General features: G+C 61.9%; 9 protein-coding genes, 1 tRNA gene, 2 rRNA genes and 2 pseudogenes (1 of these 14 only partly in view). 5 read left to right on the plus strand and 9 right to left on the minus strand.

The window, feature by feature from the left end:
• The 4 genes from VHN57_RS07095 to VHN57_RS07110 all read left to right on the plus strand — a co-directional run.
• Positions 1-1,495: ribosomal RNA gene (locus VHN57_RS07095) — 23S ribosomal RNA — on the plus strand; it begins 1,297 nt to the left of the window's first position.
• Between the two features lie 176 nt (positions 1,496-1,671).
• A 5S ribosomal RNA gene (rrf, locus tag VHN57_RS07100) occupies positions 1,672-1,786 on the plus strand.
• A 110-nt stretch (positions 1,787-1,896) separates the two neighbouring features.
• Positions 1,897-1,973, plus strand: a tRNA-Met gene (locus VHN57_RS07105).
• Between the two features lie 185 nt (positions 1,974-2,158).
• Positions 2,159-2,479, plus strand: coding sequence for an Arm DNA-binding domain-containing protein (locus tag VHN57_RS07110; RefSeq protein ID WP_423283275.1), 321 nt, complete (start codon positions 2,159-2,161; stop codon positions 2,477-2,479).
• Positions 2,480-2,507: 28 nt separating this feature from the next.
• On the opposite strand, the pseudogene VHN57_RS07115 reads toward VHN57_RS07110, so the two are convergent.
• A pseudogene (locus VHN57_RS07115) lies at positions 2,508-2,621 on the minus strand (DUF3325 family protein); the annotation flags it as partial.
• Positions 2,622-2,670: 49 nt separating this feature from the next.
• On the opposite strand from VHN57_RS07115, the pseudogene ligD reads away from it, so the two are divergent.
• Positions 2,671-5,070: pseudogene (ligD, locus tag VHN57_RS07120) on the plus strand (DNA ligase D); the annotation flags it as partial.
• A 72-nt stretch (positions 5,071-5,142) separates the two neighbouring features.
• Here the strand turns inward: ligD and poxB are convergent.
• The 8 genes from poxB to VHN57_RS07160 form a co-directional block, all read right to left on the minus strand.
• Positions 5,143-6,888, minus strand: coding sequence for a ubiquinone-dependent pyruvate dehydrogenase (poxB, locus tag VHN57_RS07125; protein WP_278988032.1), 1,746 nt, complete (start codon positions 6,886-6,888; stop codon positions 5,143-5,145).
• Between the two features lie 255 nt (positions 6,889-7,143).
• On the minus strand, positions 7,144-7,977 hold the full coding sequence (locus VHN57_RS07130; protein WP_423283277.1) for a formate/nitrite transporter family protein: 834 nt from the start codon (positions 7,975-7,977) through the stop codon (positions 7,144-7,146).
• Positions 7,970-8,476, minus strand: a complete 507-nt coding sequence (locus VHN57_RS07135; RefSeq protein WP_423283279.1) for a hypothetical protein — start codon at positions 8,474-8,476, stop codon at positions 7,970-7,972. The genes VHN57_RS07130 and VHN57_RS07135 overlap by 8 nt, the downstream gene beginning before the upstream one ends.
• Positions 8,473-10,719 carry an acyl-CoA dehydrogenase gene (locus VHN57_RS07140; protein ID WP_423283281.1) on the minus strand — a complete coding sequence of 749 codons (2,247 nt, stop codon included), beginning with the start codon at positions 10,717-10,719 and terminating at the stop codon, positions 8,473-8,475. The genes VHN57_RS07135 and VHN57_RS07140 overlap by 4 nt, the downstream gene beginning before the upstream one ends.
• 174 nt (positions 10,720-10,893) lie before the next feature.
• Entirely contained in the window at positions 10,894-13,845 is a 2,952-nt protein-coding gene (locus VHN57_RS07145; RefSeq protein ID WP_278988380.1) for a PAS domain-containing protein, read from the minus strand.
• Between the two features lie 42 nt (positions 13,846-13,887).
• The gene (locus tag VHN57_RS07150) at positions 13,888-14,115 is read right to left on the minus strand and encodes a hypothetical protein (RefSeq protein WP_048939665.1); all 228 of its coding nucleotides are present in this window, start codon (positions 14,113-14,115) and stop codon (positions 13,888-13,890) included.
• A 28-nt stretch (positions 14,116-14,143) separates the two neighbouring features.
• A complete protein-coding gene (locus VHN57_RS07155; protein WP_423283284.1) occupies positions 14,144-15,439 on the minus strand; it encodes a PQQ-dependent sugar dehydrogenase in 1,296 nt (431 codons plus the stop codon).
• Positions 15,436-15,864, minus strand: a complete 429-nt coding sequence (locus tag VHN57_RS07160) for a DUF2231 domain-containing protein (RefSeq protein ID WP_423283286.1) — start codon at positions 15,862-15,864, stop codon at positions 15,436-15,438. Before VHN57_RS07160 ends, VHN57_RS07155 begins: the two co-directional genes overlap by 4 nt.
• Positions 15,865-16,034: the final 170 nt, after the last annotated feature.

The raw sequence follows: 16,034 nt of genomic DNA on the forward strand, positions 1-16,034 counted from the left end.
AGTAGCGATTAAGAGGGTGAGATGCCCTCTCGCCGAAATTCCAAGGGTTCCTGCTTAAAGCTAATCTGAGCAGGGTAAGCCGGCCCCTAAGACGAGCCCGAAGGGGGTAGTCGATGGGAACCACGTTAATATTCGTGGGCCTGGTGGTGTGTGACGGATGCCGTAAATTGTTCGGGCTTATTGGATTGCTCCGGGCAGTGAAGGGGTCCCAGGAAATAGCCCCACCGTATAGACCGTACCCTAAACCGACACAGGTGGAATGGTAGAGTATACCAAGGCGTTTGAGAGAAGTATCCTGAAGGAACTCGGCAAATTGCCTCCGTACCTTCGGAAGAAGGAGGCCCCATCTTAAGGCAACTTTTGATGGGGGGCACAGGCCAGGGGGTAGCGACTGTTTAGCAAAAACACAGGGCTCTGCTAAGTCGGCTTCAAGACGACGTATAGGGCCTGACGCCTGCCCGGTGCCTGAAGGTTAAGAGGAGGAGTGCAAGCTCTGAATTGAAGCCCAGGTAAACGGCGGCCGTAACTATAACGGTCCTAAGGTAGCGAAATTCCTTGTCGGGTAAGTTCCGACCTGCACGAATGGCGTAACGACTTCCCCACTGTCTCCAGGATATGCTCAGCGAAATTGAATTCTCCGTGAAGATGCGGAGTACCCGCGGTTAGACGGAAAGACCCCGTGCACCTTTACTGCAGCTTCAGAGTGGCATTAGGAAAGAACTGTGTAGCATAGGTGGGAGGCTTTGAAGCATTGACGCCAGTTGATGTGGAGCCATAGGTGAAATACCACCCTGTTGTTTTCTGATGTCTAACCTCGCACCGTTATCCGGTGCAGGGACCCTCTGTGGCGGGTAGTTTGACTGGGGCGGTCGCCTCCTAAAGAGTAACGGAGGCGCGCGATGGTGGGCTCAGGACGGTTGGAAACCGTCTGTTAGAGTGCAATGGCATAAGCCCGCCTGACTGCGAGACTGACAAGTCGAGCAGAGACGAAAGTCGGTCATAGTGATCCGGTGGTCCCTCGTGGAAGGGCCATCGCTCAACGGATAAAAGGTACGCCGGGGATAACAGGCTGATGATTCCCAAGAGCTCATATCGACGGAATCGTTTGGCACCTCGATGTCGGCTCATCACATCCTGGGGCTGGAGCAGGTCCCAAGGGTTTGGCTGTTCGCCAATTAAAGTGGTACGTGAGCTGGGTTCAGAACGTCGCGAGACAGTTTGGTCCCTATCTGCCGTGGGCGTCGAAATTTGAGAGGAGTTGACCCTAGTACGAGAGGACCGGGTTGAACATACCTCTGGTGTACCTGTCGTCACGCCAGTGGCGCAGCAGGGTAGCTATGTATGGACGGGATAACCGCTGAAAGCATCTAAGCGGGAAGCCTCCCTCAAGATAAGATTTCATCGAGCCGTCGTAGACCACGACGTTGATAGGCTGGATGTGGAAGTGCGGTAACGCATGGAGCTAACCAGTCCTAATTGCTCTGTTCGCGCTTAAGAGTCCCACCATCAACGACAATGCTGGAAACAGCAAAAACGCTGATGGCGTGGTGTTAAGCCAGCCCAGATATACGAACATCAAACACACAAAGTTCTTGTTGTTCACTTTCCCAAGTGAAAGTGAATAGTGCACGGTATCGATTAAAAACCCGCAGTTATGCGCCTGCTTCATTGCTTGGTGACCATAGCGTCTGTGACCCACCCGATCCCATCCCGAACTCGGCCGTGAAACCAGTCTGCGCCGATGGTACTATTGCTCAAGCACTGGAAGAGTAGGGCGTCGCCAGGCATTGAAGCACGCGCATAGCAACGGATCAAAAACCCATCACAATGTTACAAAACAGGGCGGCCCGCAAAGCCGCCCTTTTTGCATGTCAGGGCCACACAAAAGCCCAGTGTCGCGGGATGGAGCAGCCCGGTAGCTCGTCAGGCTCATAACCTGAAGGTCGTAGGTTCAAATCCTACTCCCGCAACCACATACTAAAAGACCAAACCGTCTCGGATCATTCCGCGGCGGTTTTTTTATGTCTTTTTTGGCGGATTTGCGTGGTTTCTTGGGGATGCAGCGCCGCCCATCGGATCGCGCCTGATGCCAGGACGTCGATTTGCTTTTGGGGGTGTTTTGGAGGGTAATGCCTGTGCCCAGCAGGAGATACCCCCTATGCCGCTCAAGGAACTCGAGGTTCGCTACGCCAGCCGGCGATCGAAGGATTACAAGCTCGGCGATGGCGGTGGTCTCTATCTACTTGTCCGGCCAACGGGCTCGCGCCTTTGGCGGATGAAATATCGGTTCGACGGCAAGGAGAAGCTGCTCTCCTTCGGTCGCTACCCGGAGGTTACGCTTGCTGAGGCGCGGCTGCGCCGCGCTGAGGCCAAACTTGCTCTTGCACGGGGCGATGATTCCGGCCCCAAGGCTGCATCTCCTGTGACCAGCGACCGAAAGCGCCAACAGAATCCAGCAGGGCCAGAGTGCAATGCCTAGCAGCCCATAACCGCAGATGCGTAGTCCGATGGCGCGTCGGGTCCCAATCCGGCTTCAAATGCAGGTCTCGCCGATGACGCGCCATCGATAAGGCAAATGCCATGAAACCAGCATGAGCCAGAAAGAATGCGAGCAGTATCATAAGCTACTTCTCTGCCTGCATTTGCGCCAGGAGAAGCTCCGACTGCGATCATGCGGCAACGCGCCTGCACTGGGATTTTCGGCTGGAGATCGATGGCGTCCTCAAAAGCTGGGCTGTCACCAGGGGGCCAAGCCTCGATCCGGCCGACAAGCGCCTGGCCGTGCGGACCGAGGATCATCCGCTCGACTATGGCGCGTTCGAAGGGAACATCCCCAAGGGCGAATATGGCGGCGGCTCGGTCATGCTCTGGGACCGCGGTACCTGGGAACCGATCCCCGGCAAGCGTGCCGACGACCTGAAGGATGGTCATCTCCACTTCATCCTGCATGGCGAGCGGATGAAAGGCGAATGGCTGCTTGTGCGGATGAAGGGGCGCCCGGGCGAGAAGCGCGAGAACTGGTTGCTCCGCAAGGTTGAGGATAGCCATGCCAGCGACACCGAAGATCTGGTCGGTCATGCACTGACCAGCGTGCTGACCGACCGCTCAATGGCCCAGATCCAGGCGGACAGCGGCGGCACGCAATCGCTCAAGGGCGCAAGGGGCAAGGCCTTCGCCAACAAGATGCAGGCGGCCAGCGCCCATAACGCCAGGATCAGGACCCGAACGAAAAGCGGCAAGGGGGAGGGGGCATCGATCCCGCGCTTCGTCAAACCACAGCTCGCCATCCTTGTGGACGATGTGCCCACCGGCAACGACTGGTTGCACGAGATCAAATATGATGGCTATCGCGCCATGATTGCGGTCAAGGGCGGGGCGGTGAAGCTGTTCACCCGCAATGGCCTCGACTGGACCGACAAGTTCGGGCCGCTGGTGGAAGCGATCGCCGCGCTCGACCTTCCGCCCGCGCTGATCGACGGGGAGATCGTGGCCTTCGGCGAGGATGGCAATCCCAGCTTTTCCGCCCTTCAGTCCGTGCTGAAACGCGGCCATGGCACGCAGCGGGCGGACACGCCCTTCCATCTTTTCGCCTTTGACCTGCTGTCGCTCGACGGCATTGACCTGAAGCCGCTGACGACCATCGAGCGCAAGGAGCGGTTGGAAGCGCTGCTGGCGGATGGGGCGCCCCCCATCCATGTCGCCGACCATCTGATCGGCTCGGGTGAGGCGCTGTTCCGGTCGATGTGCGATGCCCGGCAGGAAGGCATCATCGCCAAGCGGTCGAGCGCGCCCTATCGCAGTGGCCGAACGCGAAACTGGGTGAAGGTGAAATGCACCCGGCGACAGGAGTTTGTCGTCATCGGCTGGACGAAGAGCAAGGCCAAAGGGCGCGCCTTCTCATCCTTGCTGCTCGCCCAGAATGAGGGCCGCAGGCTCATCTACAAAGGCAAGGTCGGCACCGGGTTCGACGCGACCAGCATGGCGGATCTGGCCGAGGCGATGGCACCGCTCGCCACCGACGTCGCGCCAGCTGAAGTCCCCCAGGCGGAAGCACGTGGTACACAATGGATTAAGCCCAAGCTGGTTGCGGAGGTCGCCTTTGCCGAATTCACTAACGATGGACGCGTCCGCCATGGCAGTTTCCTGGGCCTGCGCACTGACAAGCCGGCGAGGTCGGTGAAGCCGGAGAAGGTCGCGCCAGCGCCCCCCTCGGCCAGCCATATCAAGATCAGCAACTCTGACCGCATCCTGTTTCCCGGCAGCGGCCAGACCAAGGGCGACCTGGCTGATTATTATGCCGGCATTGCGCCCCTGATGCTGCCCTTCGCTGCAAACCGTCCGATCAGCCTCGTCCGCTGTCCGCAGGGACGGGCAAAGAAATGCTTCTTCCAGAAGCATGACAGTGGCGCTTTTGGCGAGCATGTCCGCCAGCTACCGATCCGGGAGAAGGGGGGCGGGGTGGAGGACTATATCTATGTAGAGGACGCCGACGGCCTGCTTACCTGCGTGCAGATGGGCACCATAGAATTCCATGGCTGGGCGTCACGGGCAGATGCGGTGGAAAAGCCGGACCGGATGATATTCGATCTGGACCCGGACGAGGGCATGGACTTCGCGAGGGTCCGGCAGGCGGCTTACGATATCCGCGATCATCTTGGCGACATCGGCCTCGTCTCCTTTGCCATGCTCTCGGGCGGCAAGGGCGTGCATGTCGTGGTGCCGCTGACCCCCGGCCATGATTGGGACACGCACAAGGATTTTGCCGCCCGCTTTGCCCAGGCGCTTAGCACGGCTGAGCCCGACCGCTTCGTCGCGACCATGAGCAAGGCGAAACGCAAGAACCGCATCTTCATCGACTGGCTACGCAACCAGCGCGGCAGCACGGCGATTCTGCCCTATTCTGCGCGCGCTCGGCCGGGTGCCGCGGTCGCAGTCCCGATCGACTGGGGCGAGCTTGCCGACATGAAGGACGCGCATCCCTTTGACATCGACGATGCTGTTATCCTCTTGAAGAGGGCGAAAGGCTTGAAGGGGTGGGGGTTCGCGGCACAGGGCCTCCCGGAAATATGACGGCGGTGGCTGCGAATGGCCAGTGGCGCCGCCTTCTGCCTTGGCGGCGGCGCCCAAATCTTCGCGCGCTAGTCAGAATAGTTTTCGCAGTAGTCCGGCATTGGTCTTGCCAAGTTCGATGATGGCATCGCCGCGGCCGCTCATGATCGCCTTGGCCATATAGAGGGTGAAGCCCTTCATCTGTTCAAGCGTGACCTTGGGCGGGAGCGACAGTTCGGTTCGCGCGGTCACGGCATCCAGCAAGGCCGGGCCGGGATGGGACAGGACGTCCCGCATCGCGCTGTCGAGATCGCCGGGATCGCTCACCCTTACGCCATGGATGCCGATGCTGCGGGCCATGGCGGCAAAATCCGGATTGTCGAGCGCGACACCTGTCTCGACGAGACCGGCCGCCTTCATTTCCATCTCGACAAAGCCCAGGGTGCCGTTGTTGAAAAGGATGATCTTCGCTGGAAGGTCGAGCTGCCGCAGGGTCAGTAACTCGCCCATCAGCATCGCCAGGCCGCCATCGCCGGACAAGGTGACGATCTGCCGATCGGGATAGGTAACTTGCGCGCCGATGGCCTGCGGCAGCGCGTTGGCCATCGATCCATGGTTGAAGGAGCCAAGCAGTCGGCGACGGCCATTCATCTTGAGATAACGAGCCGCCCAGACCGTCGGCGTACCGACGTCGCAGGCAAAGACCGCGTCGTCGCTTGCCTGTTCGCTCAGAACCCGCGCGACATGCTGGGGATGCAGGATCCCGCCCGGCTTGCCATCGGCAAGCTCGTCCAGTCCCTCGCGCGCCCTGGCATAATTGTCCCTGGCTGAAGCAAGGAAGGCGGTGTCGCGATCGCCTTTCAGCAAGGGCAGAAGGGCTTCGATCGTCGCACCGACATCCCCTACCAGCGCCAGATCGATCGGTGTCCTGCGTCCCAGATTTTCAGGGCGCATGTCGATCTGCGCGACCTTCGCCTTCGTCGGATAGAATTGACGATAGGGAAAATCGGTGCCGAGCATCAGCAGGAGATCGCAGGCCATCATCGCTTCATAGCCCGACGAGAAGCCGATCAGGCCGGTCATGCCCACATCATAGGGATTGGCATGTTCGACCCATTCCTTGCCGCCCAGCGCGTGAACGATCGGGGCCTGGAGCGCGCCGGCAATTTGCAGCAATTGGGTATGGGCATCCCTGCAGCCTCGCCCGGCAAGGATCGTGACGCGCCCCGCATCGTTGAGCAGGGTTGCCAGTTTCTCGATCTCGCCGGGTGCAGCCTGGATCAGGGGCCTGGCGGGCAGGAGCGCGTCGATTGATCGCGCGAGTTTTCCCTCGGCGGCCTGCAGCGCCACGTCGCCCGGAATCGATACGACCGCAACGCCACGATGCCCAACCGCAGCACGTATAGCTGTCTCGAGCGTCCGCGGCATCTGGTCAGGATCGGAAATGGTCTCGCAATAGACGCTGCAATCCCTGAATAGGGCTTCAGGCCTGGTTTCCTGAAAATAGTTGGAGCCTATCTCGGCACTGGGGATCTGGGCCGCGATGGCAAGGACGGGAACCCGAGTGCGATGGCAATCATAGAGACCGTTGATCAGATGCATGTTTCCTGGGCCACAAGACCCCGCGCAAACGGCCAGTTCGCCGGTCAGCTGCGCCTCCGCGCCGGCGGCAAATGCACCGGCTTCCTCGTTACGGACATGTATCCAGTCAATATTGCCCTGACGCCGCAGGCTTTCGGTGATGCCATTGAGGCTATCGCCTACCACGCCATAAATGCGTTTCACCCCAGCCAGATGGAGCGTCTGGGTGAAGAGGTCGGAAACGGTCATTTTGGACATTGGCGAGCTCCGGGCAAGGCATCAGGATTTCGGGGCCTCTCCTGGCACGGACCGTTGCATTGGATGTCCCCGCCTCGCACCCGCGCCGTCCTTCCAACACCTGAACGAGGCGATCGTTGCGTGGCTCGACGGGCGATGCGGCCATCATGCCGAGCCAGGCTTCCAACTTGTATCATTCCGCCAGCGGCGGGCGGCTCCATCCGACCTTTTCTGTGGGATGCCAACCGCCCTGGCGGCCATGCCGGCGTCGCCCTCTCATTCGGTCAGGTCGCTTCGCATCTGCCCATGGGCCAGGACCGCGAACAGGCCGCTGCCACCGATGATGTTGCCGATGAGCGCAGGGAGGGAGAAGCCGAACCAGGCCTGCTGGAAACTGACCTCCCCGCTCAGCCAGAGGAAGCTGATCTGGGACGAACCGGTAACGACATGCGAAAAGCCGCCAAGGCCGATGACATAGGTCAGAAGGAAGATCACCCAGAATTCGCTGCCCCTGGCATTGGGCAGGGCCCAGGCAATCGCGGCCATGATGAAGCCCGCCGGAATGCCGAGCATCAGGGTTTTCGACCAGTCCTGCCATTCGAGCTTGGCGAGAATATCCAGCGCCACGATGCGCTGTTCATGCGTGATAATGACCTCACTGGCCATCAGCGCGCTCACGAGCGTGACGCCGACAAGGTTCCCGGCCAGCACGCAGGCCCACAGGCGCGCGAGCCGGCCCAGATTGCCAAGGCTCGGACGGGTCGCGACCGGCAGCACCGCTGTGACCGTGCTTTCGGTAAAGAGCTGCAGCCGTCCCATGATCACGATCAGATATCCGACCGGATAGCCCAGCAGGTAGATGAGGGGCGCCCAGTCTGTGTCGGGCAGCCTTGCCCGCAGGAAGAGTTCTGACATGAGCGACAGGGTGATCGCAAGGCCGGCGGCCAGGCCAGAAAGCATGAGCGCGAGGATCGGTCGATCCAGCTCCTCCTCGCCCTGGAGCCGCACGACCTCATGGACGACCTTTACCGAACCCGTGCTGCGCTCCTCGACATGCGCGGCCTCTTCCTCGTCAAGATCGGGGTGCGGGCTATCCTTGGCTTCATGCATCCGGTCCATTCCCCTGTCTGCCGAGATGACGTCTGCCCTGGTCGCCGCTTTCCTGTCCTTGCTGTCCGGTACTGCGCAGGGCCCCCAGGATGAGCGCACGGTAGCTATGCTCCCTGACGCCATGGGGCGCATCCAGCCCCATGCGCTCGAGCGCGGCGAATTCCGCTTCGTCGGGCTGAGCACCGCGCAGGCCGCGGGCAAGCAGGGCGGCCAGCTGAGCGGGCCTTGCCGCATGGTCTGCCAGATATTGCATCGCCGGCAGTAGCTGCTGCTCGATCTGCGTAAAGTCCGTGCCGAACGGGAAGGACGGAAATGTCTCGATGGGCATGGCCGCGCCGATCCGCTCGGGCAGATTATCCCTGTGCGCTTCGGGAATGTCCCAGTCGGGCGCTATCTTGTCCGCGAACCCTGCCTTCAGATCAACAGGCGTGAAGGGGCCGCCACGCGCTTTCAGAAAAGGCGTGCTGGCGCCATCGACAATATAGACCGGCCGGCTCATTCGGCAGCCTGCGCCAGATCCGATGCAGTGGGATTGCGCCGCAGATCCTCGGGCGCGAAATCATCGACGGCGATGACGTCCGCGACCGCGCGATCGGCTTCTTCAAGCTGCGCCAGTTCAGCGCTCGACAGCAGGCCGAGCTCGCGCGCCTTGGCCCAATCCTTGATCTGCGCCTTGCGCAGCCGGTCGTGGATCGGCTGGGTATCGACCATCAGGCGGAAGGCTTCGGTCAGGCGGGCGACGGGTTCTTCCGGGCCGCCGATGAACACATTGTCGATCAGCCGTTCGCGCGCTGGGCAGGGTTCCAGGATGATCTGCGCGCACTGACGGATGGTCCGGTCCGTCGGGCCATGACGACGGCGGCCAAAGGGGAGGATGAACAGGCGCAGCATCCAGCCCACGGGACGGGCAGGGAAATTCTCGATGATCTCGACGAACCTTTGTTCGATCGTGGCAAAGCCGCTGTCCATGCACCAGGCGAGCAGGGGAAGATCATCATCCTGGCGCCCTTCATCCTCCCACCGCTTGAGCGCGCCCGAAAGAAGATAGAGCTCCGACAGGATGTCGCCCAGCCGGGCGGACAGGAGCTCGCGCCGCTTGAGCTCGCCGCCCAGGGTCAGGAAGGCAATGTCGGATATGAACGCAAAGGCCGCGGCATAGCGGCTCATCTGGCGATAATAGCGGGTCGCGCGCCCGGCTTTGGGCGCCGGCGCAAACAGGCCGCCGGTCCAGTTGCGCGCGAAGGCTCGGATCGCGGTCTTGAGCGCGTGGCCGACATGCTTCCACAGCACATCGTCGAACTGCGCCAGCGCCCGCCCGCGATTGGCATCTGCGACCGCGCGAATCTCCTTGAGAAGATAGGGATGGGAGCGGATCGCGCCCTGGCCAAACACCATCAGGCTGCGGGTGAGGATATTGGCGCCCTCGACCGTGATGCCGACCGGGATCGCGCGATACTGGTTACCCAGATAATTATTGGGTCCGTCGATCACGCCCTTGCCGCCATGCACGTCCATCGCGTCGTTGATGACGGTCCGCATGCGTTCGGTCGCATGCAGCTTGAGGATCGAGGAAATGACGGCGGGGTGGTTCCCCTGATCGAGCCCCGCGCAGGTAAGGCGGCGCGCGCCATCGAGCAGATAGGCATTGGCCGCGATCCGCGCCAGCCGCTCCTGTATCCCCTCGAACTTGCCGATCGGCAGGTTGAACTGGGAGCGGACCCGCGCATAGGCACCGGTCGTATGGGCCGCAAAGGCGCCGGCGGCTGCAGACAGGGAGGGCAGGGAAATGCCCCGGCCGGCCGCCAGCGCGCTCATCAGCATTTTCCAGCCCTGGCCGACGCGATCCGGGCCGCCGATGATGTTGTCGAGCGGGATGAACACGTCATGGCCCTCATTGGGGCCGTTCTGGAAACTCTGCATCGAGGGGATATGCCGGCGCCCGATCGACACGCCGGGCAGGTTGGTGGGGACCAGCGCGACCGTGATCCCGATCTCCTCCTGCCCGCCCAGCAGATGGCCGGGATCGCGCAGCTTGAAGGCAAGGCCCAGCAAGGTCGCGATCGGACCCAGGGTGATATAGCGCTTGCGCCAGTTGAGGCGGATTCCCACCACCTCCTCGCCGTCCCACTGACCCTTGCAGATGACGCCTTCGTCGACCATCGCGGCCGCATCGGAGCCGGCTTCGGGACTGGTCAGGCCGAAAGCGGGAATTTCGCGTCCATCCGCCAGCCGCGGCAGCCAGTAGCGCTGCTGTTCCTTCGTTCCGAAGCGCAGGATGAGTTCGCCCGGACCCAGGCTGTTGGGAACCATGGCAGTGACCGCCGCAGATACGGATCGGGTCGCGATCTTGCGGACAATCTCGCTATGAGCGAAATTGGAAAAGCCAAGGCCGCCATGTTCCTCGGGAATGATGATCCCGAAGAATTTTTCCTGCTTGAGATAGTCCCAGGCTTCCTGCGACAGGTCGTGCGTTTCCCAGGTCATGCGCCAGTCGTCGATCATGCCGCACAGCTGTTCGACAGGGCCATCCATGAAGGCCTGCTCCGTATCAGTCAGCCTGGCGGGCGGCACGGCAAGAAGCTGATCCCAATCCGGATTGCCGGTAAAGAGGGCAGCATCCCACCAGCTGTTGCCAGCCTCGATCGCTTCGCTCTCCGTAGCGGAAAGGGCGGGCAAGGCTGCCTCGACGAGGGAGAAGATCGGGCGGGTGAGGATTTCACGGCGGGCGTTGGCAAGCATCATCTCTGTCCTTTTTGCTTGCCCCATGAACGCGGAAGACCCCGCACATGATCCGTCGTCTGTGGAAGTCGTTGCTGGACGCTGGCCGCAAAATGGCAGTCGCCAGCCGGAGGCCGGCTAGCGCTGTTGGTGATGCTATCGACAGGTGCGTCGGCTGATTGGTCGCGGCTTGCAGGATCAGGGAAGCATATCGCCAATTTTCTTGGCCAGCGCGTCCATCGCGAAGGGTTTGGTCACTAGCGCCATGTTCGGCGCCAATTGTCCGTTCCCGATGACGGCATTTTCCGCATAGCCGGTAATGAACAGGATCTTGAGATCGGGCAGGAGGCTGAGCGCGGCATCGGCCACCTGGCGACCGTTCATGCCACCAGGCAGCCCCACATCCGTGATGAGCAGATCGAAGGCCGCACCATTTTGCAGCAGCCGCATGGCGCCTGGACCATCCATTGCCTCCTGCACATCATAGCCCAGTTCCTGCGCAATCTCGACGACGAGGAGGCGCACCGTGGGTTCATCATCGACCACCAGGATGCTGCCCCGTTTCGTCGCCTTGTCGGCGGCCATCGCGGGCAGGAGAGGGGGCGGCGATGCATCGTCACTCCCTTCGTCCTCCATGAAGTGGCGGGGCAGATAGATGCACATGGTCGTGCCCGTGCCGATCTCGCTATAGATCCGCACATGCCCGCCGGACTGGCGGGCAAAACCATAGATCATGGACAGGCCAAGGCCGGTGCCTTCGCCCATCGGCTTGGTCGTGAAAAAGGGATCGAAGGCGCGCGAAATCACCTCGGGCGTCATGCCTGTGCCGGTGTCGGTCACGCAGATCGAGATATATTGGCCCGGTTCAAGATCACGCTCGCGCGCGGCTGCGTCGTCCAGCCACTTGTTTGCGGTCTCGATCGTGATGCGTCCCCCATCCGGCATCGCGTCGCGCGCATTGATGCAGAGGTTGAGCAGCGCATTTTCAAGCTGGTTGGGATCGACCAGGGTTGTCCAGATACCGGCCTTGCCGACGGTCTCGACCTCGATCTGTGGCCCCACCGTGCGCCGGATCAGCTCTTCCAGATCGAAGATCAGCCGGTTGGAATTGACCGGCTTGGGATCAAGCGTCTGTCGGCGCGAGAAGGCGAGCAGGCGATGGGTGAGCGCCGCGGCGCGGCGCACGGCGCCCTGGGCGGCGACGGAATATTTGTCGATCTCGCCGACCCGGCCCTGCGCGATACGTATCTGCATCATTTCCAAGGCCCCGGAAATGCCCGTCAGCAGATTGTTGAAATCATGCGCAAGGCCACCCGTCAGCTGGCCGACCGCTTCCATCTTCTGCGACTGGCGCAGCGCTTCCTCCGCCCTGTCGCGCTCGGCCGTCTTGGTCTCGACCTCCTCGGCGAGCCTGCGGCGATCCTCCTCGAGCTGACGCTCGATCGCCTTGCGGGCGGACATGTCCTGCATCGCACCGACCATGCGCAAGGGCTCTCCGGCCGTACTGCGTAGGACATAGCCTCGATCGAGGACATCGGCATAGCCACCGTCGCCGCGGGCAAAGCGATATTCGTCGGTCCAGTCGGTGCCTTCGCCATCGATCACCGCATGGATGCTGTCATTGATCCGCTGCCGGTCATCCGGGTGGATATGGTCCAGCCACCATTCGCCGGTCGGTTCGACATTTTCGAGCCTGTGGCCATAGGCATGCTCGAGGGCGATGTTCCAGGTCACATGATCGTCGCGGAAATTCCAGTCCCACACCGCATCATTGGTGGCCCGCCCGGCAAGGCGCAGCCGCTCCTCCACTTCCCGCAAACTGGCCTGCGCCTGACGGTCGGCGGTGACATCCTGCACGGTGCCGATAAGGCGGATCGGGGCCTGGCCCTCGAACATTGCCAGGCCCTGGGCATGGATGTGCCGCTCGACGCCATCCTCGATCCCGATCGTGCGATACTCGGTGTCGAAAATGCCGGTACCGGCCGGATCGAGCGCGGCGCGCACCGCTGCATCGGCCCCTTCCCGATCATCGGGGTGCAGGCCGGCCAGAAAGGCGGTTTCATAGCTGACGGGCGCGCCGGGATGCAGGCCGAAGAGGGCGCGACAGCGATCGTCCCATTCAAGCTGTCCGGTCTGTGGCCAATAGTCGAACTGCCCAAGGCGGGCGGCGCGCGTGGCGAGTTCCAGCTTCTCCCGGCTTGTGGCCAGGGCTTCGCGCGAAAGATGCGATGCCGTCACGTCGGTGGCCGTACCGAACCATTCGAGGATTTGCCCGTCATCGTCAAGAATGGGCACGGCGCGCGACGCGGTCCAGCCAATGGTGCCATCGGCCTGGCGAACCCGATGCTCGAGCACGAAGGGCATTCTGGTTTCGATGGCCTTGGCAATCGCATCCTTCACGATGGCCTGATCATCGGGCGGAATGTAAAGCTCCAGCCAGCGAACCGATGGCGCCTGCGTATCGATCAGGAAACCGCGGCCATCAAGCTGGCGCATTTCCTGCCAGTCGGCGCTCATCTGGTATATGGCGTCGGACGTTGCGCCCACCAAAGCGCTGAAGCGCGCCTCGCTTTTCTCCAGCCGGGACTGTTCTTCCGCGATCCGACGGGCATCGGTAAATTTCTGCGTGACGTCCACCGCGACGTCGAGAACGCCTGCAATCTCCCCCGCGTCGTTGCGCAGCGGGCTGTAGCAAAAGGTCCACCAGGTGTCCTCGGCATAGCCATTGCGGGTCATGACGAGATGCATGTCTTCGACCGAGACCGTCTCGCCGCCAAGCGCCCGGTCGATCAGGGGCGAAAGCTCATGCCAGATCTCGGGCCAGACATCACGCATCGGCTGGCCAAGCGCCGAAGGATGACGGGCTCCGAGGAAGGGCGCATAGGCATCATTGTAAAGGAAGAGCTGTGCTTCGCCCCAGGCGATGAACATCGGAAAATCCGATGCGAGCGCGAGTTCGACCGTGGTGCGTAGCGAAATCGGCCAGTTGGCCCTGGCGCCCAATGCCGTCTTCTCCCAGGGGAAGGAGGACAGCCTCGTCCTGAGCGATTCTGCGTGCGCAGGCGCCGGAGAAAAAATGGAAGCCATGACATCGGGGTAGGGCGACTTGGCTATGCTCTCATCGGGCACGATGGGTGTGCTTCCTTTCATTTCGCGCCCTTAACGTAATCGCGCCCGATTTGATCCATGGATTCAATCTTGTCGGACGGCGGATCGTGCGCTGTTGTCGCTATTGACCTCGTCTGCGCCGGTCTGGTCGGCCCTGAAATAGCCGATCGCAACCACGATGAGCAGAACCGCGATGACCAGCGCAAGGCTTGTCACCAATATCGATCGGGTCACGGTCGTTCGCGATCCGCTGCGTGCCTCGACTTTCGAGAGATGGGTTACCGTTTCGCCGTCTTCCTGTCGTTTCTCCATTTTCTCTCTCCTTGCCCTTTGCCTCATGTCAGCGACGGGTTGGGGCTATCCGCCAGACGCTGTTGGACAGGTCATCGGCGACCAGCAGCGCGCCATGGACCGGATCATAGCTTACGCCCACCGGACGTCCGCGCGCATGTCCATCCTTGATGAACCCGGTCAGGAAATCCTGGGGTTTGCCCACGGGGCGACCATCGGCGAAGGGGATGAAGACCACCTTGTAGCCGGCCAGATCTTGCCTGTTCCAGCTGCCATGCTGCCCGACGAAGGCGCCCTGCGCATAGGCGGGGCCAAGACTAGCGCCGGTTGCGAAGCTGATGCCGAGGGCCGCGACATGGGATCCCAGGGCATAATCGGGCCGGATCGCGCGTCGCACCATATCGGGCTGCTGCGGACGCACCCGCGGATCGACATTCTGTCCCCAATAGCTGTAGGGCCAGCCATAAAAGGCTCCTGGACGAACCGAAGTCATATAATCGGGCACCAGTTGCGGTCCGAGCTCATCGCGTTCGTTCACCACGGCCCAGAGCCGGCGCGTCTGCGGCTCAACGGCAAGGGCTGTCGGATTGCGGATGCCCGAGGCGTAGGTGCGATGCATGCCGGACTGGCGATCAACCTCCCAGATGACGGCACGATCTTCCTCCACCGCCATGCCGCGTTCGCCGACATTGCTGTTGGAACCGATACCGACATAGAGTTTCGATCCGTCCGGGCCGGCTGCCAGTGCCTTGGTCCAGTGATGGTTTATGCGCGAGGGTAATCTGGTCACCTCGACGCCCGGCGTGGTGATGCGCGTCTCGCCCTCGCGATAGGGGAAGCGCAGCAGCGCGTCCGGTGTCGCGACATAGAGCTGGCCCTCGACCAGGGCGAGGCCATAGGGCGCATTCAATCCGGTGATGAGCGCACTGCGCAATTCAGCGCGGCCATCGCCATCGGCATCGCGCAGCAGGGTGACGCGATTGCCACCCTTGACCGATGTCTTCCCCATGGCCTTGATCTGGGTCGCGATGACATCCTTGGGCCGCAGGGCAGGGGCCGAACCGCCCGACCCTTCCGCCACCAGAATGTCGCCATTGGGCAGCACCAGCATCTGGCGCGGGATGGCGAGCCCCGTGGCAAAGGCCGTCACGCTAAAGCCGGCCGGTGCCGACGGCTTTTCATTGCCCCAGCCAGCGGGCGTCGCGATTTTCATCGGCGGCAGCAATGTCTGGCGCTGATCGGGCAGGTCCGGCCGGTCGCCGGTCTGGTCAAGGCCGGGCTGGCTGCGCCCGCAGGCGGCAAGCGCCAGGATACCGGCGCCCAGGATGAAGGCACGCACGGTCATGGTCGAACCTCCCGATAGCCGGCAAAGGCAGTCCAGCCTGCGGCAATGGCTGCCAGGCTGCTGAAGAGGGAAAGGATGAGACCCATAGTCCCGACCGAACTCCAGCCGTCGCGGCTATGCTGAAAGGCGTTGATGAGCCCGCAGACCCACATCAGCGCCAGCAGCAGCAGATAAAGGCCATGCTGCCGGCGTGCAGGCCCTTTGGCGCGCGCCAGTGCGATCAAGGCCCATAGCAGTACCAGCCCGCCGCCGATCAGCGCGCCGGTGATCAGCCAGGCCGAAAAATTGCTCCACTGGATTTCCGCGCTGTTGAGATAGGTGATGTCCGACAGCAGGGCAGCGGGAAAAAGGGCGACCGGCCAAGCGAGCAGCAGGCCGTGAAGCGGATGGAGCAAGGGCCGGGTGCGCGGCGGGGCGCTGGGCAAAACATGTCTCCTTGTCGAAGAATGATCCCTCGCCAATGCGCCGGATGGCTTTTGGTTTCGCCGACACCGGCAATTCATCCACTTGTTACGAAACAGAAATGTTTGAACCTGATGCCGCTTCGCGTGTTGGCACGAAGACGCTGCACACCGGATGCGGCGCGAAAGGGGTG

The organism is Sphingobium salicis subsp. salicis (assembly GCF_049472635.1).
GTDB lineage: Bacteria > Pseudomonadota > Alphaproteobacteria > Sphingomonadales > Sphingomonadaceae > Sphingobium > Sphingobium yanoikuyae_A.